Consider the following 24,520-nt stretch of genomic DNA (forward strand, 5'->3'; position numbering starts at 1 on the left):
CCTCAAGCAGTTCCGTCGCGTCGCAACCCGCTACGACAAGCTCCTCGCCAACTTCCGCGGCTTCGTTCTGCTCGCCTCAATCGCCATCCTACTCCGCTGAAATCGTCACCACCGCCTAGCACAAAGCCCGTCATTCTTCGAACGCATGATCGTCGATCTTGTGGTGGCTATGGGCTACGGCGGGAGCCATGATCGTGCAGCCCTTAAGCTTGGGCGGAGTGGCGACGGCGGCGTCGACGGCGTTATAGATGAAGATCGGCTTGGACTAGATCGTATCTACGTTCAAGCAAAGCGCTACGCTTCGCACGTAAGCGTAGGCAGGCCAGAAATACAGAGCTTTGTGGGAAGCCTAGTCGGTCTAGGTGCGAATAAAGGTGTATTTGTTACAACGTCTAGCTTTAGTGCACCAGCTGTCGATTACGTTCGGCATCTTCCGCAGCGCGTCATTTTGATTGATGGCGAAAGATTCTCGGAATTAATTGTAGAGTACGAAGTGGGTGTGCGAATAAGTCGCAGTGTTGTAGTAAAGCGCCTTGACGAGGATTATTTCGTCGAAGAATGATACTGGAGTTGGTTGAGTAAAGTCCGCTGCGCTGCATGTGCGCCCGGTAAGAGCAGCCGCTACAAATCCAGCCTTAATCATTGGGCGTAGATCTCGGGCGCTTGCCGCGGGTGAAGCCCGGCGGATGGCCGCGCGTAAGTCCCGAAGTGCGCGTGCGGACGATGCGCCTAAGCGCTCACCCCCACCCCAATTCCTTCAACGCATAGCCAGAGTTCCAGATCTTGGTCATGTGGGCGATCCGGCCGTCCTGGAACTGCATGACATAGACGTAGTCGGTGCGGGTGGTGCGGCCGGTGGGCGGGCAGGGGCCGCCGGCCAGGTGCGTGCCGATGAAGGTGGCACAGGCGCAGACGGCGTTGCGGGCGGGATCGGCGGCGAAGAACTTCAGCTCGTAGGTGCCGTCGGTCAGGGCCGCCAGGATGCCGCACATCCATTCCGTGTATTGCTGGAGGGTGTGGATCTCGGCCAGCGCGTCCGACTGGGCGGCGAAGGTGGCGTCGGGCGTGCAGTGGGGGCGGCAGGCCTCCCAGCCCTGGCCGGTTTCGCAGGCGGTGAAGAAGGCTTTGGCCGTTTCGAGTTCGGCTTGCATGGCGGTTCCTTCAGCGGGGCGGATGGGATGGTAAAAGTTGCTTAAGTGAAATGAATATGGACCGGCAGGGCGGGCGGGGGCAAAGGGGAGGCGCCGCACTCCCGGCATCGTGCGCCGGGCGGATGGCGGTGAGTGACGGGCGGCTCGCGGTGCTGCCCTCCATCGGGCCGGTGATGCCGATCCGGCCCATCATGGGGAGGCCGGCCCTGCACCCTGGGGCGCGGCCAAGCGGAATGGAGGTGCAGGAACCTCAGGTTCCTGCCGGGGTGCAGGGGCAGAGCCCCTGCGCGGCGGTGGTATCAGCCTGAGGCGCGGGGCCTTCGCACAAGGGCGGCGGGCGGCGCCCAGCCCCTTGGCCCGCCGCCATGGCCGTCCCGCGCGGGGGATGGTATGAGGCGCCGGCATGATCGCGTCGGAATTCCCGCCCAGGCCGGACAGACAGGGGTGCCGCCGTGGGCCGCGCCTCCCGCCGGGCTGACGCGATGACGCGCGACAAGGGGTTCGAGATCTTCCTCGCGACGGTGCCGGGGCTGGAGCCGGTGCTGTGCGAGGAGGTGCGCGGCAAGGGCTTCAAGCGGCCGCGGGCGGTTCCCGGCGGCGTCGTCATCACCGGCGGCTGGCCGGAGGTTTGGCGCGCGAACCTGTGGGTCCGCGGCGCCGGGCGGGTGCTGGCGCGCATCGACGCCTTCCATGTGGTGCATCTGGCGCAGCTCGACAGCCGGGCGCGGCGGGTGCCCTGGGGCAGCGTGCTGCGGGCGGACGTGCCGTTCCGGGTGGAGGCCACCTGCGCGGGGTCGCGCATCTATCACTCCGGGGCGGCGGCGGAGCGGATCGAGGGCGCCATCCGGGAGACGCTGGGGGCGCCGCATTCGGCGGAGGCCGGGGTGGTCGTGCGGGCGCGGATCGAGCAGGACCTCTGCACGATCAGCGTCGATACCTCGGGCGAGCTGCTGCACAAGCGCGGGTACAAGGAGGCGGTCAACGCGGCGCCGATGCGGGAGACCATGGCGTCGCTGTTCCTGCGGCAATGCGGCTATGACGGCGGCGAGCCGGTGTTCGACCCGATGTGCGGGTCCGGCACCTTCGTCATCGAGGCGGCGGAGATCGCGGCGCGGCTCAATCCGGGGCGGGGGCGGCATTTCGCCTTCGAGCAGCTTGCGACCTTCGACGCGGAGGCCTGGGAGCGGATGCGGGCGGTGCGGAGCGGGCGGGTTCCGGCCGTACGGTTCCATGGCAGCGACCGGGATGCGGGGGCGGTCGCCATGAGTCGCGCGAATGCCGCGCGGGCGGGGGTCGGCGCGTGGACCGAGTTCCGGCAGGGCACGATCAGCGAGGCGGTGCCGCCGGAGGGGCCGCCGGGGCTGGTGATCGTCAATCCGCCCTATGGCACGCGCATCGGGGAGAGGGGGAAGCTCTCTGCCCTGTACCAGGCGCTCGGGCAGACGCTGATGCGCCGTTTCGCGGGCTGGCGCGTCGGGATCATCGCGGCCGAGCCCAGGCTGGCGCAGGCGACGGGGTTGCCGTTCCTGCCGGCGGGCGCGCCGGTCCCGCATGGCGGGCTGCGGGTGTCGCTGTTCCAGACGGGGCCTCTGGCGTGATGCCGCCGCAAGGTGTGGCGGTGGGGCGCCGGCGCCGGCAAGTTGTCTCGGGGGGCGGTGCCGGCCGTTGCGCCTGGGGGGGTGCCGGGAATGGGTGGCGGGCCTGCTGGCGGGCGGTCGCAGGCGCTGCTCACGGCCGGGCGGCGGGCCTCCGGGTACCGGCTGCTGGCCGGGCTTTCACCTTGGAGTGCTTAACGGGTGGCGTCTTCAGCCATTGAACCCCCCATTCAGCCCGCGTTAAGGTTGTTTATGGATGAGAGCTGGACAACCCTAGACAGCCCGGACGATCTCCGCCTGGGTGAGTTGATGCCCGCATGGTTCAGCGGGCGGATGATGGCGGACGACTGGCGGTTCGGCCTGCTGCTTTCGACGGGGCAGGTCATGCTGATCCAGCGTATCGAGGCGGTGCATCTTTCCCCGCATGGGGTGGTGCTGATGGATGTGGATATGCTGCGGGAGGCCGAGGGCTTCGCCGCGCCGGGTGGGGTGCTGGTGGCGCCGACCGGGCGGGTGCGGGCGACGGTGAACCTGGCGCATATCGTCGCTGCCTTCGAGGTGGCGGATGCGCCGGGCGCGCCGGACGAGGACACGGGCTATTAGAGCAGATCCCGTTCCGAGGGAAGCATCGGAACGGGTGAAGATGCTCATCAGAACAACTGGCTAGAGCGGTTTCCGTGAGCCGTAGCGAACGGAAGCCGCTCTAGCTGCCGGGAGGTGCGGGGGCGGCGCCCTGCCGGAGGGGGCCTGCATTTCGCGCTCCCCTGCAGCGCTCCAGGCGTGCCGGAAGACGCGGGAGGGGCGGGGCGCGGGGGCGCTGCGCCCTTCCGGATTCTTCCCTCCGGCGCGTTCAGGCGGTGGCGAAGGTCTCGGCGATGCTCTCGAAGAGGGGGAGGCCGTCGGTGCCGCCCATCAGCGGGTCCACCAGGTCCTCCGGGTGGGGCATCATGCCGAGGATGCGGCGGTTCTCCGAGACGATGCCGGCGATGTTGTTGCAGGCGCCGTTGCGGTTGGCGGCCTCGGTGGCCTCGCCCTCGGGGGTGACGTAGCGGAAGACGACGCGGCCGTCCTTCTCCAGGCGCTCCAGCGTGGCGCCGTCGGCGAAGTAGTTGCCGTCGCCATGGGCCATGGGGGCGCGGAAGACCTCGCCCTGCTGCCAGCGGTTGGTGAAGGGGGTGTCGGTCCGTTCGACGCGCAGGTGGCAGTCCATGGAAAGGAAGCGCAGCGAGGCGTTGCGGAGCAGGGCGCCGGGGAGGAGGCCGGCTTCGGCCAGGATCTGGAAGCCGTTGCAGACGCCGAGGATGTGGCCGCCGCGGGCGGCGAAATCATGGACGGCGGGCATGATGGGGGAGCGGGCGGCCATGGCGCCGCAGCGCAGGTAGTCGCCATGGGAGAAGCCGCCGGGGAGCACGACGAGGTCGGTGCCGGGGGGGAGGGCGGATTCCCGGTGGAAGAGGATGGTCGGCTTGCGGCCGGTCGCCTTTTCGAGGGCGATGGCCATGTCGCGCTCACGGTTGGTGCCGGGGAAGAGGAGGATGACGGCGTTCATGGCTGGTGCGTCCTCGGCGGGCGGGGGGCGACGGGGCAGGAGGGGAGGGCGGGGCGGTTCATTCGAACCAGACGCGGAGCCAGTGCAGGCCGCCGACCAGCAGGATGGTGCCGACGGTTGCGATGGCGGCGGCGGTGACCCAGAGGTCGATGCGGGCCTTGCCACGGGCGACGAGGCCGCTGCGGCGGCGCGCGGCGGCGACCTGGGGGAGGCGGTCCTGCCGCCAGCGGAGGCCCATGCCGATCACCACGGTGAGCAGCAGCATGATGAGGAGGGAGACCTTGATCATGCGGCGCGGCGCTCCGGGTGGCGGGCCTCGCGGGGCGGGCGGTCAGGCCAGCTCGACGCGGAAGCTCTCGATGACGGTGTTGGCGAGGAGCTTGCGGGCCATTTCCTCGGCCAGGGCCTTCGCCTTGGCGGGGTCGGCCTCGGCCAGCTCCAGCTCGATGACCTTGCCGGTGCGGACCTCGCCGACGCCCTCGAAGCCGAGGGTGCCGAGGGCGTGGCCGATGGCCTTGCCCTGGGGGTCGAGCACGCCGGCCTTGGGCATGACGGTGACGAGCGCCTTGGTCATTTTCGGCTCCGCGGAGGGGGTCATCACTGCATGGCCTCCGGGCCCTTCATGTCGCGCGCGCCGGCCTCGGGCAGGATGCCAAGGCGGCGGGCCACTTCCTGGTAGCCTTCCTCGACCTTGCCGAGGTCGCGGCGGAAGCGGTCCTTGTCCATCTTCTCGCCGGTATGGGCGTCCCAGAGGCGGCAGTTGTCGGGCGAGATCTCGTCGGCGAGGACGATGCGCATCTCGTCGTTCTCGTAGAGGCGGCCGAATTCCAGCTTGAAGTCCACGAGGATGATGCCGACGCCGAGGAACAGGCCGGAGAGGAAGTCGTTCACCCGGAGGGTGAGGGAGACGATGTCGTCCAGGTCCTGGGTGGAGGCCCAGCCGAAGCAGGTGATGTGCTCCTCGGAGACCATCGGGTCCTGCAGGGCGTCGTTCTTGTAGTAGTACTCGATGATCGAGCGGGGGAGGCGGGTGCCTTCCTTGAGGCCGAGGCGGGTGGCGAGGGAGCCGGCGGCGACGTTGCGGACCACCACTTCGAGCGGGATGATCTCGACCTCGCGGATCAGCTGCTCGCGCATGTTGAGGCGGCGGATGAAGTGGGTGGGGATGCCGATCTCGTTCAGCCGCGTCATCAGGTATTCGCTGATGCGGTTGTTGAGCACGCCCTTGCCGGTGATGATGCCCTTCTTGGCGCCGTTGCCGGCGGTGGCGTCATCCTTGAAGTACTGAACCAGGGTGCCGGGCTCCGGTCCCTCGAACAGGACCTTTGCCTTACCTTCATAGAGCTGCCGGCGTCGCGCCATGATTCACGAATCCCTCTCGCCGCCGAAAGCGGGGGCCGGCGGTGCCGGTGGGGCTATAGCAAAGCGAGGCGGGGGGCGCCACCGCCCAGGCCTGCATTCTACGCATGCGCGAGGCCCGGGCGGCAGGAGGAAGGCAGGCGTCAGCCCTCGATCTTGACGCCGGTGAGGCGGACCATCTCGGCCCAGCGGTCCACCTCCTCCTTCTGGAAGGCGGCGAAGGGGCCGGGGAGCATCGGGTCGGCGGTGAAGCCGGCGGCGCTCAGGCGCTCCTCGACGGCGGGGTCGTTCAGCCCGTCCAGCATGGCCCGGGCGATGCGCTCCACCGCCTCGGGCGCGGTGCCGGCGGGGGCGAAGAGGCCGAACCAGGCGTCCACCGCGAGATAGGGGGCGCCGGCCTCGGCGGCCGTCGGGATCTCCGGGAAGTCGGCCAGCCGGGCGGGGGCGCCGACCTCCAGCGCGCGCAGGCGGCCGTCGCGGATCAGGCTGGCGACCGAGGGGAAGGTGGCGGTGTAGAAGTCCACCACGCCGGAGACCGTGTCGGTCGCCGCCGGGGCGGCGCCGCGGTAGGGGATGTGGGTGGCGTCCAGCTTCTCGCGCCGCACCAGCGTCTCGGAGATGACGTGGCTGGCGGAGCCGGCCTGGGAGGAGGCGTAGCTCAGGTGCTCGCGCCGGCCGCGCTCGATCAGGCCGCGCAGCGTCTTCGCGGGGGAGTTGGCGGGCACCACCAGGGCATGGTGCACGGTGGCCAGCTTGGCGACGGGGGTGAAGCTCTTCACCACGTCATAGGGCAGCTGCGGCATCAGCGCCTGGTTGCTGGCATGGGTCTGGTTGTGGCCGAGCACCAGCGTGTTGCCGTCCGGGGCGGCATGGGCGGCGGCCTCGGTGCCGATGACGCCGCCGCCGCCGGCGCGGTTGTCCACCACCACGGGGCGGTCGAGCGCGGCCTGGGCCTTCTCGCCGAGGACGCGGGCCAGCATGTCGGTCGGGCCGCCGGGCGGGGCGGGGACGATGATGCGCAGCGGGGCGGCCTGGGCGCGGGCGGCGCGCGCGATCCAGGGCAGGGCGAGGGCGGTGGCGAGCAGCGGGCGACGGAGCATGAGCCTGGCGTTTCCTGATGTTTGCCGTTTCGTTGCGCCGGCGCGGGGCGGTGTCAAGCGCGCCCGCCGCGGGACTGCCGCGGACGGCGGCCGAGCCGCCGGCTCATGCCCCGGCGGCGATCCCGGCCTCGGCCAGCAGCCAGGCGCGGAAGGCGGCCATGGCCGGGGTCTCCCGGCGGGACTTCAGGCGGGTGAGCCAGTAGGCGCCGAGCGTCACTTCAGCGGCGAAGGGGCGCACCAGCCGGCCCTGGCGCAGGTCGTGCTCGAACATCCGCGCCGGCAGCAGGGCGACGCCGGTGCCCTGCGCCGCCGCCTCGGCCATGGTCAGCGAGGAATCGAAGACGAAGCCGCGGATGGCGGGGGCGGCGAGGTCCACGGCGGCGAACCAGCGCTCCCATTCGTCGAGCCGGTAGGAGCGGAGCAGCGTCTCGCCCAGCAGGTCGGCGGGCTGGCGCAGGCGGGCGGCCAGCGCCGGGGCGCAGAGCGGCGAGAGCGGCGCGGCGAGGAGGCGGGTCGCCTCGGTGCCGTGCCAGGCGCCGTCGCCGAAGCGGATGGCGGCGTCCAGCCCCTCGCCGGCGAGGTCCACGCGGTTGTTGTTGGTCATCAGCCGCAGGTCCACGAAGGGATGCGCGGCGCGGAACTCCGGCAGGCGCGGCAGCAGCCAGCCCGTGACGAAGGTGCCGACGGCGCCGAGCGTCAGCACCTCGCGCAGGCGGCCGCCCTCGAAGCGCTCCAGCGTGCCGGCGATGCGGCGGAAGGCGTCGGTCAGCACCGGCAGCAGGGCCTCGCCCTCCTCGGTGAGGGCGAGGCCGCGGGGGAGGCGGCGGAACAGCGGCACGCCCAAGATTTCCTCAAGCGCCTTGACCTGGTGGCTGACCGCCGCCTGGGTGACGCGCAGTTCCAGCCCGGCGCGGGTGAAGCTGAGTTGGCGGGCCGCCGCCTCGAAGGCGCGCAGGGCGTTGAGCGGGAGGTGGCTCAGGGTCATGCCCGCCAGCATTAGTTTTCCTGGGGGCTCTTGCGAAGGATGATCGTTTGTCCGCGCCGCCTGCGCCGCGCAGCTTGCGCCCGCCAGCAGAGGAGAGACGGCATGATCGGCAGGCGGCAGTGGATGGGCGGCGCGGCGGCGGCGCTGGGCGGCTGGGCAGGGCGCGCCCGCGCGGCGGACGGCTTCGCGGAACTGGCGGAAACCTTCGCCCGCATCGAGGCGGCGCATGGCGGGCGGCTGGGCGTCGCGGTGCTCGACACCGGCAGCGGCCGGCGCGCCGGGCACCGGCAGGAGGAGCGCTTCCCGCTCACCAGCACCTTCAAGCTGCTGGCCGCCGGCGCGGTGCTGGCGCGGGTGGATGCCGGGCAGGAGCGGCTGGACCGGCGCATCCGCTTCGCGCGGGAGGCGCTGGTGACCTATTCCCCCGTCACCGGGAAACATGCCGGGGGCGCGGGGATGACAATGGCGGAGATCTGCGAGGCGGCGATCACCCTCAGCGACAACACCGCCGGCAACCTGATGCTGAACAGCCTCGGCGGCCCGGCGGGGCTGACGAACTGGCTGCGCCGGCTGGGCGACGGCGTGACCCGGCTGGACCGGATGGAAACCGCGCTGAACGAGGCCCGCCCGGGCGACCCGCGCGACACCACCAGCCCGGCCGCCATGCTGGCGGACCTGCGGGCGCTGACATCGGGCAAGGCGCTCTCCGACGCCTCGCGGGCGCAGCTGCGGGCCTGGCTGCGCGCCAACCGGACGGGCGATGCCTGCCTGCGCGCCCGGCTGCCGCGCGGCTGGCAGGTGGAGGACAAGACCGGCGCCGGCGCCAACGGCACGCGGAACGATGTGGGGCTGCTCTGCCCGCCGGACGGCGGCGCCCCTGTCCTGGTGGCGGCCTATCTGACGGGCAGCCCGGCGGAGAGCGCGGGGCGGGACGCGGTGCTGGCGGAGGTCGGCGCCGCCGTCGCCGTGGCGATGGGCTAGAGCAGATCCCGTTCCGATGGCATCATCAGGACGGGTGAAGATGCTCGTCAAAACAAACGGCTGGAGCATTTTCTGTGAGCCAGGGCGACCGGAAAATGCGCCAGGGCCGGCCGTGGCGCCTGCCGGCAGGGGTGCGATGGCGCGCGGGGCGGCGCTGAAGCCGGGTATCGCGCTCCCCGCCGGGGAACCGGAACGGGAGGCGGCGGAGCTTCCCCGCGAACCCGGCATGCCCGGCCATGCGCGGGGCAAGGCGGCCCATCCAGGCGAGCCGCTGGGGGGGGGGGGCCGCGGCGCGCCGGGCTTTACGGGGCGCGGGCGGCGGAGCGAGAGTGGCGGGCATGACGAAGACCCTCGCCGCCCGGCTTGAGCATGCCCTCGAAACCCTGCCGCGCGCCTATCCCGGGCCGGGCGGCGCCGTCGCCGTGCTGCGGGAGGGGGAGGTGCTGGCCCGGCACGCCTGGGGCTGGGCGAATGCCGAGCGGCGCATCCCCTTCACGCCGCGCACGCTGTTCCGCATGTGCTCGATCACCAAGCAGTTCACCTGCGGGGTGCTGCTGGACGCTTTCCCCGATCCCACGGTGCTGGACGAGGACGTGCGCGCGCGGCTGCCGCTGCTGGAAGGGCCGGCGCCGGGGGCGCTGCACCTCGCGCACAACCAGTCCGGCCTGCGCGACTACTGGGCGGTGGCGATGCTGCACGGCTCGCCGGCGGAGGCGCCGTTTGGCGACGCGGAGGCGGCGCGGGTGATCGGCGGCACGCGGCGGCTGCATTTCGCGCCGGGCACGCGCTACTCCTACGTCAACCAGAACTTCCGCATCCTCTCGGACATCCTGCAGGAGCGCACCGGGCGCGGCTTCGGCGAGCTGCTGCGCGCGGGCATCTTCGACCGCGCGGGAATGGAGGGCGCGCTGCTCGCCGCCGACACGCGCGCCATGCCCGACGGCACCGAGGGCTATGAGGGCAGCCTGGCCAGCGGCTTCCGCGCGGCCGAGAACCGCGTGCTCTGGACCGGCGATGCCGGGCTCGGCGCCAGCCTGGACGACATGATCGCCTGGGAGCGGCATATCGACGCCACCCGGGAGGAGGAGGGCTCGCTCTACCGGCGGCTCTCCGCGCCGGTGCGCTTCGCCGACGGGCGGCCGGCCGAGTACGGCTTCGGGCTGAACCGCGCGCGGGCGCTGGGGCGCGCCGCCAGCGGGCATGGCGGCGCGCTGCGCGGCTGGCGCAGCCACCGCTTCCACCTGCCGGGCGAGCGGATCTCGGTGGTGGTGCTGTTCAACCACCTCGCCGACGCGCAGGAGGCAGCGCTGGACCTGCTCGCCGCCGCGCTCGGCGAGGACCGGCCGAAGCCCGCCCTGGCCGGCACGGCGCCGGGCTGGCTCGGCGCCTTCCTGGAGCCGGAGAGCGGGCTGGCGCTGCGGGCCGACTTCGCCGAGGGGCGGGTGCGGCTGCGCTACGGGCATTCGGCCGAGTGGCTGGAGCTGCGCGCCGACGGCAGCGCCGACAACGGCCGCACCCGGCTGCGGCCGGGCGAGGGCGGGCTGTGGATGGACCGGCCGCAGGAGAACCAGAGCAGCTGCCTGCGCCGGCTGGAGGGCGCGGCCGCCGGCGGCCTTGCCGGGCGCTACCGCTGCGCCGAGCTGGAGGCGGAGCTGCTCGTCACCGAGGCCGGCGGTGTGCCTTATGGCGGCTTCTCCGGCTTCCTCGGCCAGGGACGGATGGAACTGCTGGAGCCGGTCGGGCCGGATGTCTGGGCGCTGCCCTGCCCGCGCGCGCTGGACCACACCCCGCCCGGCGACTGGACGCTGGCCTTCCGGCGCGATGCGGCGGGGCGGGTGGCGGGCGTGGAGGTCGGCTGCTGGCTGGCGCGGCGCCTGCCCTATGCCCGGATCGGGGCGGGCTGAGCCGGCCGTTCCGCACCCGGGCGGGACGGCGAGGGGGCGGGCTCGGCCTGCCCGGGGCCCGCGGCCTGTCCTGACTTGCAAACAGGCAGAGATTAATCCCGGCCGCGGGCAACCTTAACGTGTGAAATAGCCTGGGAGCAGCGGGCGCTGCCCCTTGGCGGCTGCGCAGGGCGGGAGTGCGCCGGGCGAGGCGCGCCGTCCCTCAGGATGAACCAGCTAGTTGACTGGAATTCCAAAATTTTCCCGGTGGAAGAGGGGCTGCGGCCGGTAAGCCATGGCCCGCGGTTAAACTTCCTCACAGAAACGTTCCAGAAAATGGCTCTTCGTATCATTAAGGATACGTTGACGGTGTTTTTGAGCGGATTTATCAACCTATCAGACACGGCGGAGTAACGAACGGGCGCCTCAACGAACAAACCTGGCGCTTCTGTGCAGTCCCCGGTCTCGCCTTGGATTTCACCATGTCGGCGAAGGGCCGTTCATGCGGAATTCTTGGGCGCTAATAATAAATGAGGAAATAAACATGCGTAAGTTCCTGCTCGCTGCTGCCGCCATGACCATGATCGCCGGCACCGCTTCCGCCGCCGACTTCGGCGCCAACCTCGGCGCCGGCGCTTCCGGCTTCGTGGGGGGTGGCTTCCAGGAAGGCTCCGCCCATGCCGGTGGCTTCGGCAATGCGGGCGCCACCAGCGAGACCTACGGCTCGGTGACGACGCAGTTCGGCACCCAGCAGTCCTGGGGCGTCGGCTACCAGAACGGCTCCGCCGCGGTGAACACCCAGAGCCAGTTCGGCGCCACCGGCGAGTCCTGGGGCGGCGGCCACTTCAGCGGCACCGCCTCCGGCTTCTCCGGCCAGTTCGCCGCCGGCCTGACCGGCTTCGGCAACGGCTCGCTGTTCAGCCGCTGAGCCGGCCCTGGCGGCGGGGCGACCCGCCGCCAATCCCGCAAACCGCCAAGGGCCAAGTCACATGAAGAAGCTTCTTGCCGCCTCCCTGCTGTTGCTTGTGTCCGGCGGTTCGGCCTTCGCGCAGATGTCCAGCACCAGCACCACGCAGACGGACTCCGCCGCGCAGGCGATCGCCGCGCCTTCGATCAACTTCAACTCCTCCAGCGCGACCCACACCAGCCAGACCGTGCGCAACACGCCGGATGCGAGCGGCCCGGGCCTGTTCGCCGGCACCAATCCCTGCGCGGTCGGCGTCTCCGGCGGCATCGGCCTGCCGGGCTTCGGCATCGGTGGCGGCGCGACCTTCTCGGATTCCGGATGCGAGCGCCGCAACATGGCCGGCGCGCTCTACACGATGGGGCTGGCTGCGGCGGCCAAGGAAGTGCTCTGCGCCAATGACGAGGTGCGCACCGCCTTCATCCGCGTGCGGCAGCCCTGCGCGATCGATCTGCCGGGCGGCGTGGTCGCCGCGGCATCGCCGCCCGCCCCGATGGCCGCGGCCGCGCCGCTCCCGCCGGCCGCCAGCAACGCCACCACCGTCATCGCCGGTCCGCGCAATGCCCGCACCGCCTTCATCCGGCCGGACTGGTGCGAGACCGTGGACGTGAACAACGCCATGGAAGTGGCGCGGACCCGGGCGGCCTGCGGCGGCTGAAGCCGCCGCGGCGCGCCGCGCTCAGGAGAGCATGCGGGTGTCGCCATCCACGCTGATCGCCTGGCCGGAGATGGTGCGGCCGCGCGGCGAGGCGAGGAAAAGGATCTGGTCCGCCAGTTGCTGCGGCGTGACGTATTCCTTGATCGAGGTGAAGGAGAAGGCCAGGCGCTCCATCTCGGCGAAGCCGACGCCGCGCTGCTGCGCCTTCGCCTCCAGCACACGGCGCTGGCGGTCCCCGGCGACCAGGCCGGGCAGGATGGCGTTGACGCGGATGCCGTCATCGCCCAGCTCGATGGCAAGCGACTTGGTCAGGCCGATGACGCCCCATTTCGCCGCCGCATAAGGCGCGCGCAGCGCGAAGCCGTGTTTCCCCGCCGCCGAGGACAGGTTGACGATGCTCGGGTTGGCGCTCTTGCGCAGATGCGGGATGGCCAGCCGGGCGCAGTTGAACTGACTGGTCAGGCAGACCGCGAGGCAGCGGTCCCAGTCCTCCGGGTTGATCTCGTCGAGCTTGCCGGTGGGGCCGGCGATGCCGGCATTGTTGACCAGCACGTCCAGGCCGCCGAGTTCCGCCAGGGCGGCATCGAAGAGCGCGGCCACCTCGGCGCGGTCGGCCACGTCGGTGCGGCGATGGCCGATGCCGGCGGGGAGGGTGGCGAGGCCCGCCGCATCCACGTCGCAGGTGAAGACCTTGGCGCCTTCTGCGGCGAAGGCCTCGGCGATGGCGCGGCCAATGCCCGCCGCGCCGGCGGTGACGAGAACGCGCAGGCCGTTCAGCTGGAGATCCATGACCGTCCGTTTCCTTTCCTGAAAAGATCGGGGGAAGGAATTCCCCCGAACCCCCCTTCTTTCTTCTGTCAGTCTGGCGCTGGGCGGGAGGTCAGCGCGGGAAAAGCGATCAGCCGCGCGGCAGGCCGCCGCGCTCGATGATGAAGTCGGCGGCGCAGGTGATGTCCTCGGCGACGGCGGCACGCGCGGCCGCCGCGTCGCCGGCGCGGATGGCGGCCAGCGCGGCGGCATGGCAGCGCAGCATGTGGCCGGCCGAAAGCCGGTCGCGCGAGTGGCGCAGGTCGAGGTTGATCACCGGGCCCGCCTTCAGCCAGAGGCTGCCGATCATGGCCGCCAGCGTCGGCAGGCCGGCGGCGGCGTAGATGGCGAAATGGAAGTCGCGGTTCAGCGGCACCACTTCCCCGGCATCGGGGCCGGCGCTGGCGCGGCGCAGCACCGCCTCGGCCGCCATGATGGCCTCAAGCTGCGCCGCATTGCGGTTGGCGGCGGCAAGCGCGGCAGCCCAGCCCTCCACTTCCGCACGAACGACCGACAATTCATGGAACTGGCTGCGCGTCATGATCGGCACGCGCACGGCGCGGTTCGGCGCGACCTCCAGCGCACGGTCGGCGATCAGCCGGCTGACCGCCTCGCGCACCGGCATGACGGAGACGCCGAGCGCCTCGGACAGGTCGCGCAGGGAAAGCTTCTCGCCGGGGGCGACGCGGCCCGAGACCAGCAGGTCACAAAGATGCGCATAGGCCGCATCCGTCAGCGTGCGGCGCTCCAGCAGCGGCAGGGTGGTGAGGGCGTGGTTCACGTATTCCCTCTGGACAATCCGGCACGGTTCGGCAAGTCTGCCTGTGATCACAGATCACGACAAGGGATCGGATCACGGCCAAGGGGCAGAAACAGGCCCCGCCGATCGAGGAGAGGAACACGCGAATGACCGAGCTTCCCCGCATCACGCGGCGCGGCGCCCTGCTGGGCGCCGCCGCGGTGCTGGCCGCCCCCGCCATTTCCCGCGCGCAGTCCGACGTGGTGCGCATCGGCCATCTGACGCCGCGCACCGGCTTCCTCGGGCCGCTCGGCGAGTTCGCCGTGCAGGCGGCGCAGCTGGCGGCGGAGGAGATCAACGCTTCGGGCGGCATCAACGGCCGCAAGCTGGAGATGCTCTACGAGGACAGCGTCAATCCGCAGACCGCCAGCTCCAAGGCGGAGCGCTATATCCGGCGCGACAACGTCTCCTGCATCGTCGGCGAGATCAACTCGGCCTCGGCGCTGGCGATCGGGCAGGTGGTGCAGCGCGAGCGTGCGCTGTTCATCAACACCGGCGCCAATTCCGACGCCCTGCGCGGCAGCGACTGCCGCAAGACCATGTTCCACGTCGAGGGCCAGAACTCGATGTATGTGAAGGCGGTCGGGCGCGCGCTGCTGGAGAAGGGGCTGCTCAAGGACAAGAAGGCCTATGCCCTGACCGCCGACTACGCCTTCGGCCACGACCTGCTGAAGGTGGCGAAGCGCTTCATCGAGCAGAACGGCGGCAGCATCGCGAACGAGGACCTCGTTCCCACCGACCTGACCGACTTCTCGCCCTTCATGCTGAAGCTGCGGCAGGCGCGGCCGGATGTGGTGGTGGTGAACCTGGCGGGCGCGCAGATCACCAACTTCCTGAAGCAGTTTTCCGAATACGGGCTGCGCTTTCCGCTGGCGGGCTTCGGCTTCGACACGGCGCTGGCCTGGGGCGCGGGCCGCGGCAACTTCCTCGGCACCTGGCCGACCATGTGGCACCACAAGATCGACAACCCGGAGGCCAAGCGGTTCACCGCCGAGTTCCGCAAGCGCTATGGCAAGCCGCCGGAGAACCAGGCCTGGGGCGACTACAACGCGGTGAAGATCATCGCGAAGTCGATGAACGACCTGAAGAGCACCGATCCGATGAAGGTGGTGGAGCACCTGGAGAAGGGCGCCAAGTTCGACGTGCTGAAGGGCCGCGAGAGCTATTTCCGCGCGCGCGACCACCAGCTGATGACGCCGATGTACGCCATCACCGCGCTGCCGGCGGACCAGCAGACGGACCCCTTCGACATCTTCACCTCCTCCGGGCCGATCCCCGGGCCGGACGAGGAGCTGGAGGCCATTGCCTCCACGCCGGAAGAGGCGACCTGCACCTTCCCGAGCTAAGCGCGGCCTGACGCCGAACCGGTTGCGCGCGCCGCCCGTGTGGCGCGCGCCCTTTCGTACCGCGGGAGCCCTCGTCCAGGAGGTCAGGCCTTGGAATTCGTCTTTCTGTTCGAGCAGGTCCTGAACGGCCTGCTGATCGGCGCCTATTACCTGCTGATCGCGCTCGGGCTGTCACTGATCTTCAGCCTGGGCGGCATCGTCAACCTGGCGCATGGCGCCTTCTATGCCATCGGCGCCTATCTGGCGGTGACGCTGGCGCCGCATATCGGCTTCGGTGGCGCCTTCGTGGTGGCGCCGGTGCTGGTCGGGCTGCTCGGCATGCTGATCGAGCGCTTCCTGCTGCGCCGCTTCTACCGCGCCGACCCGATCCTCTCGCTGCTGCTGACCTTCGGCCTCGCGATGGTGGCGGAGCAGTCGCTGCGCATGATCTACGGCGCCGCGCCGGTGCCCTTCTCCATTCCGGCCATGCTGCGCGGGCAGATCATCATCGGCGACTTCCTGCTCTCGCAGTACCGGCTGATGATCCTGGGCGTCGCGGCGCTCTGCGTGCTCGGGCTGTGGCTGCTGCTGCAGCGGACCTATTTCGGCCGCGTGGTGCGCGCCGGGGTGCAGAACCCGGACATGGTGGGCGCGCTCGGCATCTCGCTCGCGCCCTACATGTCGGCGGTGGTGGCGATCGCCGTCGGGCTCGCCGCGCTGGCGGGCGTGATGCTGGCGCCGATCACCGGCGTGCATCCGGCCATGGGCGCCGAGATCCTGACCTTCGCCTTCGTCGTCGTCGTCATCGGCGGGCTCGGCTCCTTCTGGGGCGTGGTGGTGGCGGCCATCATCGTGGGCGTGGTGCGCGGCGTCGCCGCCTTCTACTTCCCGCCGGCCACCGAGGCCTCCGTCTATCTCCTCATGCTGCTCGTCCTGCTGCTGCGCCCGCGCGGCCTGTTCGGCGAGCGCATCGCGAAGTTCGAGTGAGCGCCATGCGAAGCGACATCCGGCCCCTGCTCGTCGCGCTCGCGGCGGTCATCCTCCTGCCCTTCGTCCTGCCCTTCTTCGGGCTGACGCTGATCTCCGCGACCGATGTGGTGATCTACGCCATCGCGGTGATGGGGCTGAACATCCTGGTCGGGCATACCGGCCTCGTCTCCTTCGGGCACGGCGCCTGGTTCGGCATCGGCGCCTATGCCGTGGGCATCATCCAGCGCGCCGTCTTCCCCGGCGACATGATCCTGCCGGCGATCGGCGCGGTGCTGGTGGTGGCGGCGCTCGCCGCCGTGGCGGGGGTGCTGATCCTGCGCCGCCGCGGCGTGTATTTCTCGCTGCTGACGCTGGCGCTGACGGCCATGCTCTACACCATCGCCTTCCGCTGGACGTCGCTGACCGGCGGCGAGAACGGCTTCGGCGGCATCACCCGCTACGGCTTCCTGCAGGAGACGCTGTCCTACTACATCCTGGCCGCCGCGATCGGGCTCGGCGTGGTCTTCCTGCTGTGGCGCTTCCATCATGCGCCGGCCGGCACCGTGCTGGTGGCGATCCGCGAGAATGAGCAGCGCGCGCGCTTCATCGGCTATTCGACCGACCGCTACAAGCTGCTGGCCTTCGTGCTTTCCGCCAGCGTCACCGGCCTGGCCGGCGTGCTCTCGGCCTACAACCACCGCTTCGCCTCGGCCGAGCCGATCGCCATCGCCTTCTCGGGCGAGCTGCTGGCGATGGTGGTGATCGGCGGCATGCGCAGCTTCCTCGGGCCGGCGCTCGGGGCGCTGTTCTACATCCTGTTCCGCGAGTTCCTCTCGATCTACACGCCGAACTGGCTGCTGTTCTTCGGGCTGCTCTTCGTCGGCTTCATCGTCTTCTCGCCGGACGGGCTGGTGGGCGTCGGGCAACGGCTGCTGGCGCCCTTCCGCAAGAAGCAGGTGGAGGAGGCGGCGATGTCGGCGCGCCGGGCGACGACGCCAGCGCCGGTGCCGCCGCGCTTCATCCGCCCGGGCACGGCGAGCGGGCCGGTCCTGGCGGCGGAGGGGCTGCGCAAGAGCTTCGGGCGCATCCAGGCCGTGCAGGGCGTGAGCTTCGCCGTCGGCGACCGCACGCTGCACGCGCTGATCGGGCCGAACGGCGCAGGCAAGACCAGTGCCTTCAACCTGCTCTCCGGCATGTTCCCGCCCGATGCGGGGCGCGTGATGCTGGATGGCAAGGACGCGACGGGCTTCTCGCCGGAGCGCATCACCCGGGCGGGCATCGGGCGCTCCTTCCAGATCACCAACCTCTTCCCGGACCTTTCCATCGCCGAGAACCTGCGGCTGGCGGTCCAGGCGCGGCATCCCGCCCGCTTCGGCATCTGGCGCAGCGCCGGCAGCTACGCCGACATGGCCGACGACACCGAGGTGCTGGTGCGCTGGATGGGCCTTTCCGGCATGGAGAAGGCGGAGGCGGGGGCGCTCTCCTATGGCGGGCAGCGGCTGGTGGACATGGCCGTGGCGGTCGCCACAAGGCCGCGCGTGCTGCTGCTGGACGAGCCGCTGGCGGGGCTGGCCACCGCCGAGCGGACGCGCGTGGGGGAGCTGATCAAGCGTGTCTCGGCCGACATTCCGGTGCTGCTGGTGGAGCATGACATCGACCGCGTCTTCGCCCTCGCCGACCGGGTGACGGTGATGAACGACGGCGAGGTTCTGGTGGACGGCAGTGTCGAGGATGCGCGCACCGATCCGCGCGTGCAGGAGGTCTATCTCGGCTCGGGGGCAAGCGCGATCGCCGCCAAGCCGCGCGCCTCGGCGGTGGTGGAGACGCCGCTGCTGAAGCTGGAGGGGATCAACACCTTCTATGGCAAGAGCCATATCCTGCAGGGCGTGACCATGCAGGTGCGGCAGGGCGAGATCACCGCGCTGCTCGGGCGCAACGGCGCGGGCAAGTCCACGCTGCTGAAGTCCATCATGGGCATCACCCACCCGGCCAGCGGCTCGATGCAGCTGGCCGGCGAGGAGGTGGCGGGGCTGGCTTCCGACCAGATCGCGCGCCGAGGCGTCGGCTTCGCGCCGCAGGGGCGCGGGCTGTTCGCGGGCATGAGCGTGGCGGAGAACCTGGCGCTCGGCCGCCTGAAGCGGCTGACCGGCGCGGGGCAGCACTGGGACGAGGAGAAGGTGCTGGCGTTCTTCCCGCGCCTGAAGCAGCGCTGGCGCACGCCGGCGGATGCGCTCTCGGGCGGCGAGCAGCAGATGGTGGCGGTGGCGCGCGCGCTCTCGGGCGACACGCGGCTGTTGCTGCTGGACGAGCCCTTCGAAGGACTTTCGCCGGCGGTGACCGAGGAACTGTTCGAGGCCTTCGACAAGCTGCGGCAGGAGATCTCGATCATCATCGTGGACCACAACCTCGACCTCGCCCTGGCCCTTTCGGACAGCACCGTGGCGCTGGAGCGCGGGGCGGTGGCCTGGACCGGGGAATCGCGGGTGCTGCGGGAGGATCTGGAACTGCGGCGGAAGGTGCTGTGGCTTTGAGCGAAGGAAAAGGCTGGGGGAAGGAATTCCCCCAGGCCCCCATCTATTTCTGCCGGTTTCGGCAGCGTGTGCTGCGGCGTGGCTCACCCAGGCCGTCGGTGGCGGGGTCCGGGGTGACCCTGTCACCCCGGCGGGAGGGGGCTGGGGAGGGCGGCGCCCTCCCCAGGGCCGGGTCGGACAGGGGAAAGGGTGCAGGGGCATGACGTCCAAGGTTGGCATTGTCGGCGCCGGGCTGATCGGCCGCGCCTGGGGCATGATCTTCGCGCGCGCGGGCTGGGATGTGGCGCTGCATGATTCGGTGGAGGGCGTGGCGCAGTCGGCGGTCGGGCTTTGCGCCGAGGGGCTGCGCGACCTCGCCGGCGAGGGGCTGTGCGACGACCCCGAAGGGGCCGCGGCGCGCATCCGCGCGGCGGCCTCGCTCGCCGAGGCGGCCGAGGGCGCCAGCCTGGTGCAGGAGAACGGCCCGGAGCGGCTGGAAGTGAAGATCGCGCTATTCAATGCGCTCGACACGCTGGCGCCGGAGGACGCGATCCTGGCTTCCTCCTCCTCGGCCATCCGCGCCTCGACCTTCACCGAGGGGCTGAAGGGGCGGGCGCGCTGCCTGGTCGCGCATCCCGTCAATCCGCCGCATCTGATCCCGCTGGTGGAGCTTTCCGGCGCGGAATGGACGGCGCCGGAGGTGATCGAGCGGGCGCGGGCGATCTATGCGGGGATCGGGCAGGTGCCGGTGACGGTGCTCAAGGAGATCGAGGGCTTCGTGCTCAACCGGCTGCAGGGCGCGCTGCTGGCGGAGGCCTTCAAGCTGGTCTCGGAAGGCTATGTCACGCCGCAGGACCTGGACAGCACGGTGAAGGACGGGCTGGGGCTGCGCTGGTCCTTCATGGGGCCATTCGAGACCATCGAGCTGAACGCGCCGGGCGGCATCCCGGACTACTGCGCGCGCTACACCGGCTTCTACAAGCGGCTGGCGGCGGAGCCGGCGGGGCCGGAGGTCTATGAGGCGGCGGCGGTGGGGCGCATCCTCGGTCAATGGCAGGCGGCGGACGACCTGCCGGCGCGGATGCGCTGGCGCGACCGCCGGCTGGCGGCGCTGCGGGCGCACAAGAATTCTCAAGCAAAGGACTGAACCATGGCGAAGCGGAAGGTCATCATCACCTGCGCCGTGACGGGCGCGATCCACACGCCGAGCATGTCGCCGCATCTGCCGGTGACGGCGCAGGAGATCGCCGAGGCGGCGATCGGCGCGGCGGAGGCGGGGGCGGCCATCGTGCACCTGCACGCGCGCAACCCCGAGGACGGGCGGCCGGATCAGACGCCGGAGGGCTTCGCGCCCTTCCTGCAGGTGATCAAGCAGCGCTGCGACGCGGTGGTGAACATCACCACCGGCGGCGCGCCGACCATGACCATCGAGGAGCGGGTGCGGCCCGCGGCGACGCACAAGCCGGAAGTCGCCAGCCTCAACATGGGCAGCATGAATTTCGGCCTGTTCGGGATGCTGAACCGGTTCAAGGAGTTCAAGCATCAGTGGGAGAAGGATTACCTCTCCGACAAGGGCATCATCTTCCGCAACAGCTTCGCCGACATCGAGTACATCCTGACGACCTGCGCGGAGAACGGCACGCGCTTCGAGTTCGAGTGCTATGACACGGCGCACCTCTACAACCTGAAGTATTTCCTCGACCAGGGCATCGTGAAGGGGCCGCTCTTCGTGCAGACGGTGTTCGGGCTGCAGGGTGGCATCGGCGCGCATCCCGAGGATGTGCTGCACATGAAGCGCACGGCGGACCGGCTGTTCGGCGACGACTACCGCTGGTCGGTGCTTGGCGCCGGGCGCAACCAGTTGCCGATCGCCGCGATGGCGGCGGCGATGGGCGGCAATGTGCGCGTCGGCCTGGAGGACAGCCTCTGGGCAGGGCCGGGGAAGCTGGCGGAATCCAACGCCGAGCAGGTGCGGCTGGCGCGGCAGGTCATCGAGGGGCTGGGGCTGGAGGTCGCGACCCCCGATGAGGCGCGCGAGATGCTGGCGCTGAAGGGCGGCGACAAGGTCGGCTTCTGAGGCGCGGCAAGGGGGCAGGAACAAGACGGGGGTTCGGGGGAAGTCCCTTCCCCCGAACTGCTCTGCTTTCCGTTCAGCGCCGCTGGCCGTCGAGGCGGAACCAGCGGAAGCCGTAGGGCTCCAGTTCCAGTGGCGCGCGGGGGTCGATGGCGGTGCCGGACAGGGTCTCGCCACCGGCGCTGCTGAGCAGCGGCACCACGCGCGAGCCCGGCTTGTCGAGCGGCAGCGGGGTGGAGAGGGTCCCGGCGGTGAAGTTGTGCGCCGCCACCAGCGTGTTCTTCCGCCAGGTGTAGCGCAGCAGCAGGATGCCTTCCGGCTCCGCGGGAAGCACCTCGCAGCGGCCCCAGCCGATCTCGGGGCAGGCGCGGCGGGTGCGGATCAGACGCTGCATGTGCTGTAGCAGCGAGCCGGCCTGCTGCTGCTGCTGCATGACGTTGACCTGCTCGTGGCCGAAGGCGCCGCCGGAGATGACGGGGCGCACCACCTTGTCCGGCGGAGCCTCGGAGAAGCCGCCATTCGCCTCGTCGCTCCATTGCATGGGCGTGCGGACGGGCTGGCGATCGGGCAGGGAGAGGTCCTCGCCCATGCCGATCTCGTCGCCGTACCAGAGCACGGGCGTGCCGGGGAGGGAGAACATCAGGCTGTAGGCCATGGCGAGGCGGCGCTGGTCGCCGCCCAGCATGGCGGCCATGCGCCGGCGGATGCCACGGCCATAGAGCTGCATGCCCGGCTCCGGCCCGAAGGCGGCGAAGACCTCCTGCCGCTCGGCCTCCGAGAGACGGCCGAGGTCCACCTCGTCATGGTTGCGCAGGAAGGTGGCCCATTGCGCGGTGGCCGGGATCTCGACCGCCTTGGCAAGGCGCGCCGCGACCGGCGCCGCGCTCTGCCGGGCGAGGGCGAGGAAGGTGTTCTGGTTCAGCATGAAATCGAAGATCATGTGCAGGCGGTCGCCGTCGCCGAAATACTCGTCGATCTCCTCGTCGGGGATATTGGCCTCCGCCAGGATCATGGCCTCCGCCTGGCGCCAGGAGAGGAACTCGCGCATCTCGGTGAGGTAGTGGTGCGGGTCCTGCCGGCCGGGCGGTGGCTGCACGCCGCGGTACTCGATGAGGAAAGGCGCGGCATCGATGCGGAAGCCCGAGACGCCGAGCTGCAGCCAGAAGCCCATGATGCGCTCGATCTCCTCGCGCACCTCGGGATTGGTGATGTTGAGGTCCGGCTGATACTTGAAGAAGCGGTGCATGTACCAGGCGCCGGCCATCTCGTCATAGGTCCAGGTGCTCTCCTGCACGCCGGGGAAGACCATGCCTTCATCGGCATTCTCGGGCTTGGTGTCGGACCAGACATACCAGTTGCGGCGGGGCGAGTTGCGGTCGCGCCGGGCCTCCTGGAACCAGGGATGGTCGATGGAGGTGTGGTTGACCACGAGGTCCAGAATGACGCGCAGGCCGCGATCCTGCGCGGCATTCATGAACTCGACGAAGTCGCCGAGCGTGCCGAGCTTGGGATCCACGTTGTAGTAGTCGGCGACGTCGTAGCCGTTGTCACGGTTGGGCGTCGGATAGAAGGGGAGCAGCCAGATGCAGGTGGCCCCGAGGCTCTCGATATGGTCCAGCCGGTCCGCGAGGCCACGGAAGTCGCCGACGCCATCGCCGTTGGAGTCGATGAAGGTTTCAACATCGAGGCAGTAGATGACGGCGTTCTTGTACCAGAGGTTGAGCATCGGACGCGGCTCCCTGTCTGTGCAACCGCTATAGCGCCTGAGCGGCGCAAGCGTTGTCGGAGCGGGAGGAGAGGCGGGGAAAAGAGTTTCCCAGGCCCGCATTTTCCCTCTTCGGGCCCGCCCGTGGCGTGGCGGCCGCCATCGCAGTTCCGCCAGCCCGGTGGCTGCGCTACCGTCGGCGCTTCCGTTGCGGGAGGGACACGACATGAAGCGCCGCCATCTGCTCGGTGCCGGGGCCGCCCTGTTGGGGGCGCCGGCGCCGCTCCGCGCCCAGCAGCCGGGGCTGCGGCCGCTGCCGCCCTCGCCGGACCGGTTCCACGCCCTCTCGCAAGGGGGCGCGCCGCACCACCTGACGCCGCAGCAGGAGGCCCAGCGGGTGACCGCGAGCCCGGCGCCGGCAGGGCCGCCCGGGCGCTGGGAGGCCCGGGCGGAGATGCCGATCCCGCGCAGCGAGATGGCCTGGGCCACCGCCTGGGAAGGGCGGATGCATGTGGTGGGGGGCTATGGCGAGGGGCGCGTCAACCGTGCCTACCACACGGTCTATGACCCCGGTGAGGACCGCTGGTACGACGCGGCGCCGCTGCCGCGGGGGGCCAACCATGTGGCGGTGGTGGCGCATCGGGGCGTGGTCTATGCGCTGGGCGGCTTCATCGAGCAGAACCGCGCCTGCGACGACCGCGCCTTCGCCTATGACGTGGCGGAGGACCGCTGGCGCGCCGTCGCGCCGCTGATGCGGCCGCGCGGCGCGGCGGCGGCGGTGATGCTGGGCGAGACGCTGCACCTGATCGGCGGCGCCACCGACCCGGCGGCGGAGCGCGCCAGCATCGGCTGGCACGAGGCCTACGATCCGGCGGCCGACCGGTGGGAATTGCGGCGGCCACTGCCCGGCGCGCGCGACCATGTCGGCTGCGTGGCGCATGACGGGCGGATCCATGTCGCCGGCGGGCGGTTCAACACCTTCCAGTACAATACCGGGCTGCACCACGCCTATCTGCCGCAGCGCGACACCTGGGAGGAGCGGGCGCCGCTGCCGACAGCGCGCTCCGGCCACGGCATGGTGGTCTATCGCGGCCGCTTCTTCTGCATGGGGGGCGAGGGCGGCATCATCGAGGGCGGACGCACCGTCGAGGCGCGGGTCCATGGCCAGATGGAGAGCTACGATCCGGCAGCCGACACCTGGCTGAGCCACGCGCCGATGCCGACGCCGCGCCATGCGGTGGCGGCGGTGGCGATCGGCGACTGGATGCATGTGGCGGGCGGCGGCGCGGTGCTGGGCGGCGCCGTGCAGTCGGCGGTGCACGAGGCCTTCACGCTCGGCTGAGCGGGCGGGGCGCTTCTGCCCCCGGCGTTTACCCCGTGGCCGCTCACCCCGTGGGCGGCTTACCGGGGCCCGGTGGCCGGGGCCTGCTCCGCGACCCGCATGGTGACCGCCATCTGCGGGAGGGCCTTCGCCAGCGCCTCGCCCCAGAGGCGATAGCCCTCCGTCGTGTAATGCAGGCCATCGAAGCTGGGCCAGGCGCCGGGCTCCGACAGGGTGGTCGAGTCGAGATACCGGCAGGGGGTGACGATCTCCTTCAGCAGCGCGGCCGCCTCGGTGGCGCGCGCATAGGTCTTGCCGTACTGGCCGCCTTCCGTCCCCCAGTGCGGGCCGACCCAGATGCAGGGGATGTCCGCCGCCCGGATGCGGGCGGTCAGCGCGGTGACCTGCTCGGTCATCCAGGCGCGGGGCAGGTCGCCGCCATAGCCCGCCATGGTGTCGCCGAGTTCCACCACGATCAGGTTCGGGCGGTGCCGGGCGATCAGGCTGTCGATGTTCCAGCTGCGCGCCCGCGGGCCGGTATGGACCGCGATGGGACCGGACTGCACGCGCTCCGCCGTGCGGCAGGCGACCTGCTGCGGCACGACCCAGGCGCCCGCCGGCGCGCCACAGGCGGAGTAGGTCGCAACCCGGGCGCCCTGGGCCACCAGCCTGTCCTGGAGCGAGGAGATCAGGTAGCCCGGCAGCGACAGATGGCTGTCGCCGATGATGAGCATGGCGAAGCCGGCAAGAAGTTGGTGCATGACTGCTCTCCTGGGGAAGCGGCG

Annotated in this window: 23 protein-coding genes and 2 pseudogenes; 14 read left to right on the top strand and 11 right to left on the bottom strand. The window is 70.7% G+C overall.

Translation table 11 applies throughout. The features are described 5' to 3' along the window. Together QMO56_RS12130 and QMO56_RS12135 are read left to right on the top strand one after the other, a co-directional pair. Positions 1-100 (top strand): annotated as a pseudogene (locus QMO56_RS12130) (IS5/IS1182 family transposase); the annotation flags it as partial. A 33-nt stretch (positions 101-133) separates the two neighbouring features. Continuing rightward, positions 134-562, top strand: a pseudogene (locus QMO56_RS12135) (restriction endonuclease); the annotation flags it as partial. 175 nt (positions 563-737) lie between these two features. Here QMO56_RS12135 and QMO56_RS12140 read toward each other — a convergent pair. Beyond that, positions 738-1,151, bottom strand: a complete 414-nt coding sequence (locus QMO56_RS12140; protein ID WP_283526048.1) for a nuclear transport factor 2 family protein — start codon at positions 1,149-1,151, stop codon at positions 738-740. 482 nt (positions 1,152-1,633) lie between these two features. On the opposite strand from QMO56_RS12140, the gene QMO56_RS12145 reads away from it, so the two are divergent. Together QMO56_RS12145 and QMO56_RS12150 are read left to right on the top strand one after the other, a co-directional pair. Further along, positions 1,634-2,749 (top strand): class I SAM-dependent RNA methyltransferase, encoded by a 1,116-nt coding sequence (locus QMO56_RS12145; protein WP_283526050.1) that lies wholly within the window; start codon positions 1,634-1,636, stop codon positions 2,747-2,749. A 306-nt stretch (positions 2,750-3,055) separates the two neighbouring features. Next, the gene (locus tag QMO56_RS12150) at positions 3,056-3,349 is read left to right on the top strand and encodes a hypothetical protein (protein WP_283526052.1); all 294 of its coding nucleotides are present in this window, start codon (positions 3,056-3,058) and stop codon (positions 3,347-3,349) included. Positions 3,350-3,596: 247 nt separating this feature from the next. Here QMO56_RS12150 and purQ read toward each other — a convergent pair whose 3' ends face one another. The 6 genes from purQ to QMO56_RS12180 all read right to left on the bottom strand — a co-directional run bounded on the left by purQ (position 3,597) and on the right by QMO56_RS12180 (position 7,739). Further along, on the bottom strand, positions 3,597-4,295 hold the full coding sequence (gene purQ / locus QMO56_RS12155; protein WP_283526053.1) for a phosphoribosylformylglycinamidine synthase subunit PurQ: 699 nt from the start codon (positions 4,293-4,295) through the stop codon (positions 3,597-3,599). A gap of 58 nt (positions 4,296-4,353) precedes the next feature. Further along, complete coding sequence (locus QMO56_RS12160) at positions 4,354-4,584, bottom strand: hypothetical protein (RefSeq protein ID WP_283526054.1); 231 nt, start codon at positions 4,582-4,584, stop codon at positions 4,354-4,356. Between the two features lie 42 nt (positions 4,585-4,626). Further along, positions 4,627-4,869 (bottom strand): phosphoribosylformylglycinamidine synthase subunit PurS, encoded by a 243-nt coding sequence (gene purS, locus QMO56_RS12165; protein ID WP_283526056.1) that lies wholly within the window; start codon positions 4,867-4,869, stop codon positions 4,627-4,629. Positions 4,870-4,892: 23 nt separating this feature from the next. Beyond that, positions 4,893-5,657, bottom strand: a complete 765-nt coding sequence (purC, locus tag QMO56_RS12170; protein ID WP_283526058.1) for a phosphoribosylaminoimidazolesuccinocarboxamide synthase — start codon at positions 5,655-5,657, stop codon at positions 4,893-4,895. A gap of 140 nt (positions 5,658-5,797) precedes the next feature. After that, positions 5,798-6,754 (bottom strand): tripartite tricarboxylate transporter substrate binding protein, encoded by a 957-nt coding sequence (locus QMO56_RS12175; protein ID WP_283526060.1) that lies wholly within the window; start codon positions 6,752-6,754, stop codon positions 5,798-5,800. 103 nt (positions 6,755-6,857) lie between these two features. Then, positions 6,858-7,739 carry a LysR family transcriptional regulator gene (locus tag QMO56_RS12180; RefSeq protein ID WP_283526061.1) on the bottom strand — a complete coding sequence of 294 codons (882 nt, stop codon included), beginning with the start codon at positions 7,737-7,739 and terminating at the stop codon, positions 6,858-6,860. Positions 7,740-7,841: 102 nt separating this feature from the next. Between QMO56_RS12180 and bla the strand changes: the two genes are divergently transcribed. The 4 genes from bla to QMO56_RS12200 all read left to right on the top strand — a co-directional run bounded on the left by bla (position 7,842) and on the right by QMO56_RS12200 (position 12,225). After that, positions 7,842-8,720, top strand: coding sequence for a class A beta-lactamase (gene bla / locus QMO56_RS12185; protein WP_283526063.1), 879 nt, complete (start codon positions 7,842-7,844; stop codon positions 8,718-8,720). A 338-nt stretch (positions 8,721-9,058) separates the two neighbouring features. After that, positions 9,059-10,624 (top strand): D-aminopeptidase, encoded by a 1,566-nt coding sequence (locus QMO56_RS12190; protein ID WP_283526065.1) that lies wholly within the window; start codon positions 9,059-9,061, stop codon positions 10,622-10,624. A 523-nt stretch (positions 10,625-11,147) separates the two neighbouring features. Then, positions 11,148-11,531 carry a hypothetical protein gene (locus tag QMO56_RS12195; protein WP_283526067.1) on the top strand — a complete coding sequence of 128 codons (384 nt, stop codon included), beginning with the start codon at positions 11,148-11,150 and terminating at the stop codon, positions 11,529-11,531. Between the two features lie 61 nt (positions 11,532-11,592). Then, positions 11,593-12,225 carry a hypothetical protein gene (locus tag QMO56_RS12200; RefSeq protein ID WP_283526069.1) on the top strand — a complete coding sequence of 211 codons (633 nt, stop codon included), beginning with the start codon at positions 11,593-11,595 and terminating at the stop codon, positions 12,223-12,225. Positions 12,226-12,246: 21 nt separating this feature from the next. Here QMO56_RS12200 and QMO56_RS12205 read toward each other — a convergent pair whose 3' ends face one another. Both QMO56_RS12205 and QMO56_RS12210 read right to left on the bottom strand, forming a co-directional pair. Continuing rightward, positions 12,247-13,014 carry an SDR family oxidoreductase gene (locus QMO56_RS12205; protein ID WP_283526070.1) on the bottom strand — a complete coding sequence of 256 codons (768 nt, stop codon included), beginning with the start codon at positions 13,012-13,014 and terminating at the stop codon, positions 12,247-12,249. Between the two features lie 109 nt (positions 13,015-13,123). After that, a complete protein-coding gene (locus QMO56_RS12210) occupies positions 13,124-13,813 on the bottom strand; it encodes a GntR family transcriptional regulator (protein WP_283526072.1) in 690 nt (229 codons plus the stop codon). A gap of 125 nt (positions 13,814-13,938) precedes the next feature. Between QMO56_RS12210 and QMO56_RS12215 the strand changes: the two genes are divergently transcribed. The 5 genes from QMO56_RS12215 (at position 13,939) to QMO56_RS12235 (ending at position 20,712) form a co-directional block, all read left to right on the top strand. Continuing rightward, positions 13,939-15,177, top strand: coding sequence for an ABC transporter substrate-binding protein (locus QMO56_RS12215; RefSeq protein ID WP_283526074.1), 1,239 nt, complete (start codon positions 13,939-13,941; stop codon positions 15,175-15,177). Positions 15,178-15,267: 90 nt separating this feature from the next. Then, positions 15,268-16,143, top strand: coding sequence for a branched-chain amino acid ABC transporter permease (locus QMO56_RS12220; RefSeq protein ID WP_283526075.1), 876 nt, complete (start codon positions 15,268-15,270; stop codon positions 16,141-16,143). Between the two features lie 5 nt (positions 16,144-16,148). Then, on the top strand, positions 16,149-18,656 hold the full coding sequence (locus QMO56_RS12225; RefSeq protein ID WP_283526077.1) for a branched-chain amino acid ABC transporter ATP-binding protein/permease: 2,508 nt from the start codon (positions 16,149-16,151) through the stop codon (positions 18,654-18,656). Positions 18,657-18,855: 199 nt separating this feature from the next. After that, the gene (locus tag QMO56_RS12230; protein ID WP_283526079.1) at positions 18,856-19,782 is read left to right on the top strand and encodes a 3-hydroxyacyl-CoA dehydrogenase; all 927 of its coding nucleotides are present in this window, start codon (positions 18,856-18,858) and stop codon (positions 19,780-19,782) included. A 3-nt stretch (positions 19,783-19,785) separates the two neighbouring features. After that, positions 19,786-20,712 carry a 3-keto-5-aminohexanoate cleavage protein gene (locus tag QMO56_RS12235; RefSeq protein WP_283526081.1) on the top strand — a complete coding sequence of 309 codons (927 nt, stop codon included), beginning with the start codon at positions 19,786-19,788 and terminating at the stop codon, positions 20,710-20,712. A 73-nt stretch (positions 20,713-20,785) separates the two neighbouring features. On the opposite strand, the gene QMO56_RS12240 is transcribed toward QMO56_RS12235, so the two are convergent. Beyond that, positions 20,786-22,435 (bottom strand): alpha-amylase family protein, encoded by a 1,650-nt coding sequence (locus QMO56_RS12240; protein ID WP_283526083.1) that lies wholly within the window; start codon positions 22,433-22,435, stop codon positions 20,786-20,788. A gap of 205 nt (positions 22,436-22,640) precedes the next feature. Here QMO56_RS12240 and QMO56_RS12245 point away from each other — a divergent pair, with 205 nt between their 5' ends. Next, on the top strand, positions 22,641-23,756 hold the full coding sequence (locus tag QMO56_RS12245; RefSeq protein ID WP_283526084.1) for a galactose oxidase: 1,116 nt from the start codon (positions 22,641-22,643) through the stop codon (positions 23,754-23,756). A gap of 59 nt (positions 23,757-23,815) precedes the next feature. Here the strand turns inward: QMO56_RS12245 and QMO56_RS12250 are convergent, their stop codons facing one another. Continuing rightward, positions 23,816-24,496: an SGNH/GDSL hydrolase family protein gene (locus tag QMO56_RS12250; protein WP_283526085.1), complete on the bottom strand. Its 681-nt coding sequence runs from the start codon at positions 24,494-24,496 to the stop codon at positions 23,816-23,818. Positions 24,497-24,520: the final 24 nt, after the last annotated feature.

The organism is Roseomonas sp. E05 (genome assembly GCF_030063475.1).
GTDB lineage: Bacteria > Pseudomonadota > Alphaproteobacteria > Acetobacterales > Acetobacteraceae > Pseudoroseomonas.

Bases quoted from the DNA above. Each gene is read 5' to 3' on its own strand.
- QMO56_RS12225 (WP_283526077.1), top strand. From the start codon at position 16,149: ATGCGAAGCGACATCCGGCCCCTGCTCGTCGCGCTCGCGGCGGTCATC.
- QMO56_RS12190 (WP_283526065.1), top strand. From the start codon at position 9,059: ATGACGAAGACCCTCGCCGCCCGGCTTGAGCATGCCCTCGAAACCCTG.
- QMO56_RS12145 (WP_283526050.1), top strand. From the start codon at position 1,634: ATGACGCGCGACAAGGGGTTCGAGATCTTCCTCGCGACGGTGCCGGGG.
- QMO56_RS12235 (WP_283526081.1), top strand. From the start codon at position 19,786: ATGGCGAAGCGGAAGGTCATCATCACCTGCGCCGTGACGGGCGCGATC.
- QMO56_RS12230 (WP_283526079.1), top strand. From the start codon at position 18,856: ATGACGTCCAAGGTTGGCATTGTCGGCGCCGGGCTGATCGGCCGCGCC.
- QMO56_RS12175 (WP_283526060.1), bottom strand. From the start codon at position 6,754: ATGCTCCGTCGCCCGCTGCTCGCCACCGCCCTCGCCCTGCCCTGGATC.
- QMO56_RS12150 (WP_283526052.1), top strand. From the start codon at position 3,056: ATGCCCGCATGGTTCAGCGGGCGGATGATGGCGGACGACTGGCGGTTC.
- QMO56_RS12180 (WP_283526061.1), bottom strand. From the start codon at position 7,739: ATGACCCTGAGCCACCTCCCGCTCAACGCCCTGCGCGCCTTCGAGGCG.
- QMO56_RS12250 (WP_283526085.1), bottom strand. From the start codon at position 24,496: ATGCACCAACTTCTTGCCGGCTTCGCCATGCTCATCATCGGCGACAGC.
- QMO56_RS12240 (WP_283526083.1), bottom strand. From the start codon at position 22,435: ATGCTCAACCTCTGGTACAAGAACGCCGTCATCTACTGCCTCGATGTT.
- purS (WP_283526056.1), bottom strand. From the start codon at position 4,869: ATGACCAAGGCGCTCGTCACCGTCATGCCCAAGGCCGGCGTGCTCGAC.
- QMO56_RS12160 (WP_283526054.1), bottom strand. From the start codon at position 4,584: ATGATCAAGGTCTCCCTCCTCATCATGCTGCTGCTCACCGTGGTGATC.
- QMO56_RS12205 (WP_283526070.1), bottom strand. From the start codon at position 13,014: ATGGATCTCCAGCTGAACGGCCTGCGCGTTCTCGTCACCGCCGGCGCG.
- bla (WP_283526063.1), top strand. From the start codon at position 7,842: ATGATCGGCAGGCGGCAGTGGATGGGCGGCGCGGCGGCGGCGCTGGGC.
- purQ (WP_283526053.1), bottom strand. From the start codon at position 4,295: ATGAACGCCGTCATCCTCCTCTTCCCCGGCACCAACCGTGAGCGCGAC.
- QMO56_RS12195 (WP_283526067.1), top strand. From the start codon at position 11,148: ATGCGTAAGTTCCTGCTCGCTGCTGCCGCCATGACCATGATCGCCGGC.
- purC (WP_283526058.1), bottom strand. From the start codon at position 5,657: ATGGCGCGACGCCGGCAGCTCTATGAAGGTAAGGCAAAGGTCCTGTTC.
- QMO56_RS12245 (WP_283526084.1), top strand. From the start codon at position 22,641: ATGAAGCGCCGCCATCTGCTCGGTGCCGGGGCCGCCCTGTTGGGGGCG.
- QMO56_RS12215 (WP_283526074.1), top strand. From the start codon at position 13,939: ATGACCGAGCTTCCCCGCATCACGCGGCGCGGCGCCCTGCTGGGCGCC.
- QMO56_RS12200 (WP_283526069.1), top strand. From the start codon at position 11,593: ATGAAGAAGCTTCTTGCCGCCTCCCTGCTGTTGCTTGTGTCCGGCGGT.
- QMO56_RS12140 (WP_283526048.1), bottom strand. From the start codon at position 1,151: ATGCAAGCCGAACTCGAAACGGCCAAAGCCTTCTTCACCGCCTGCGAA.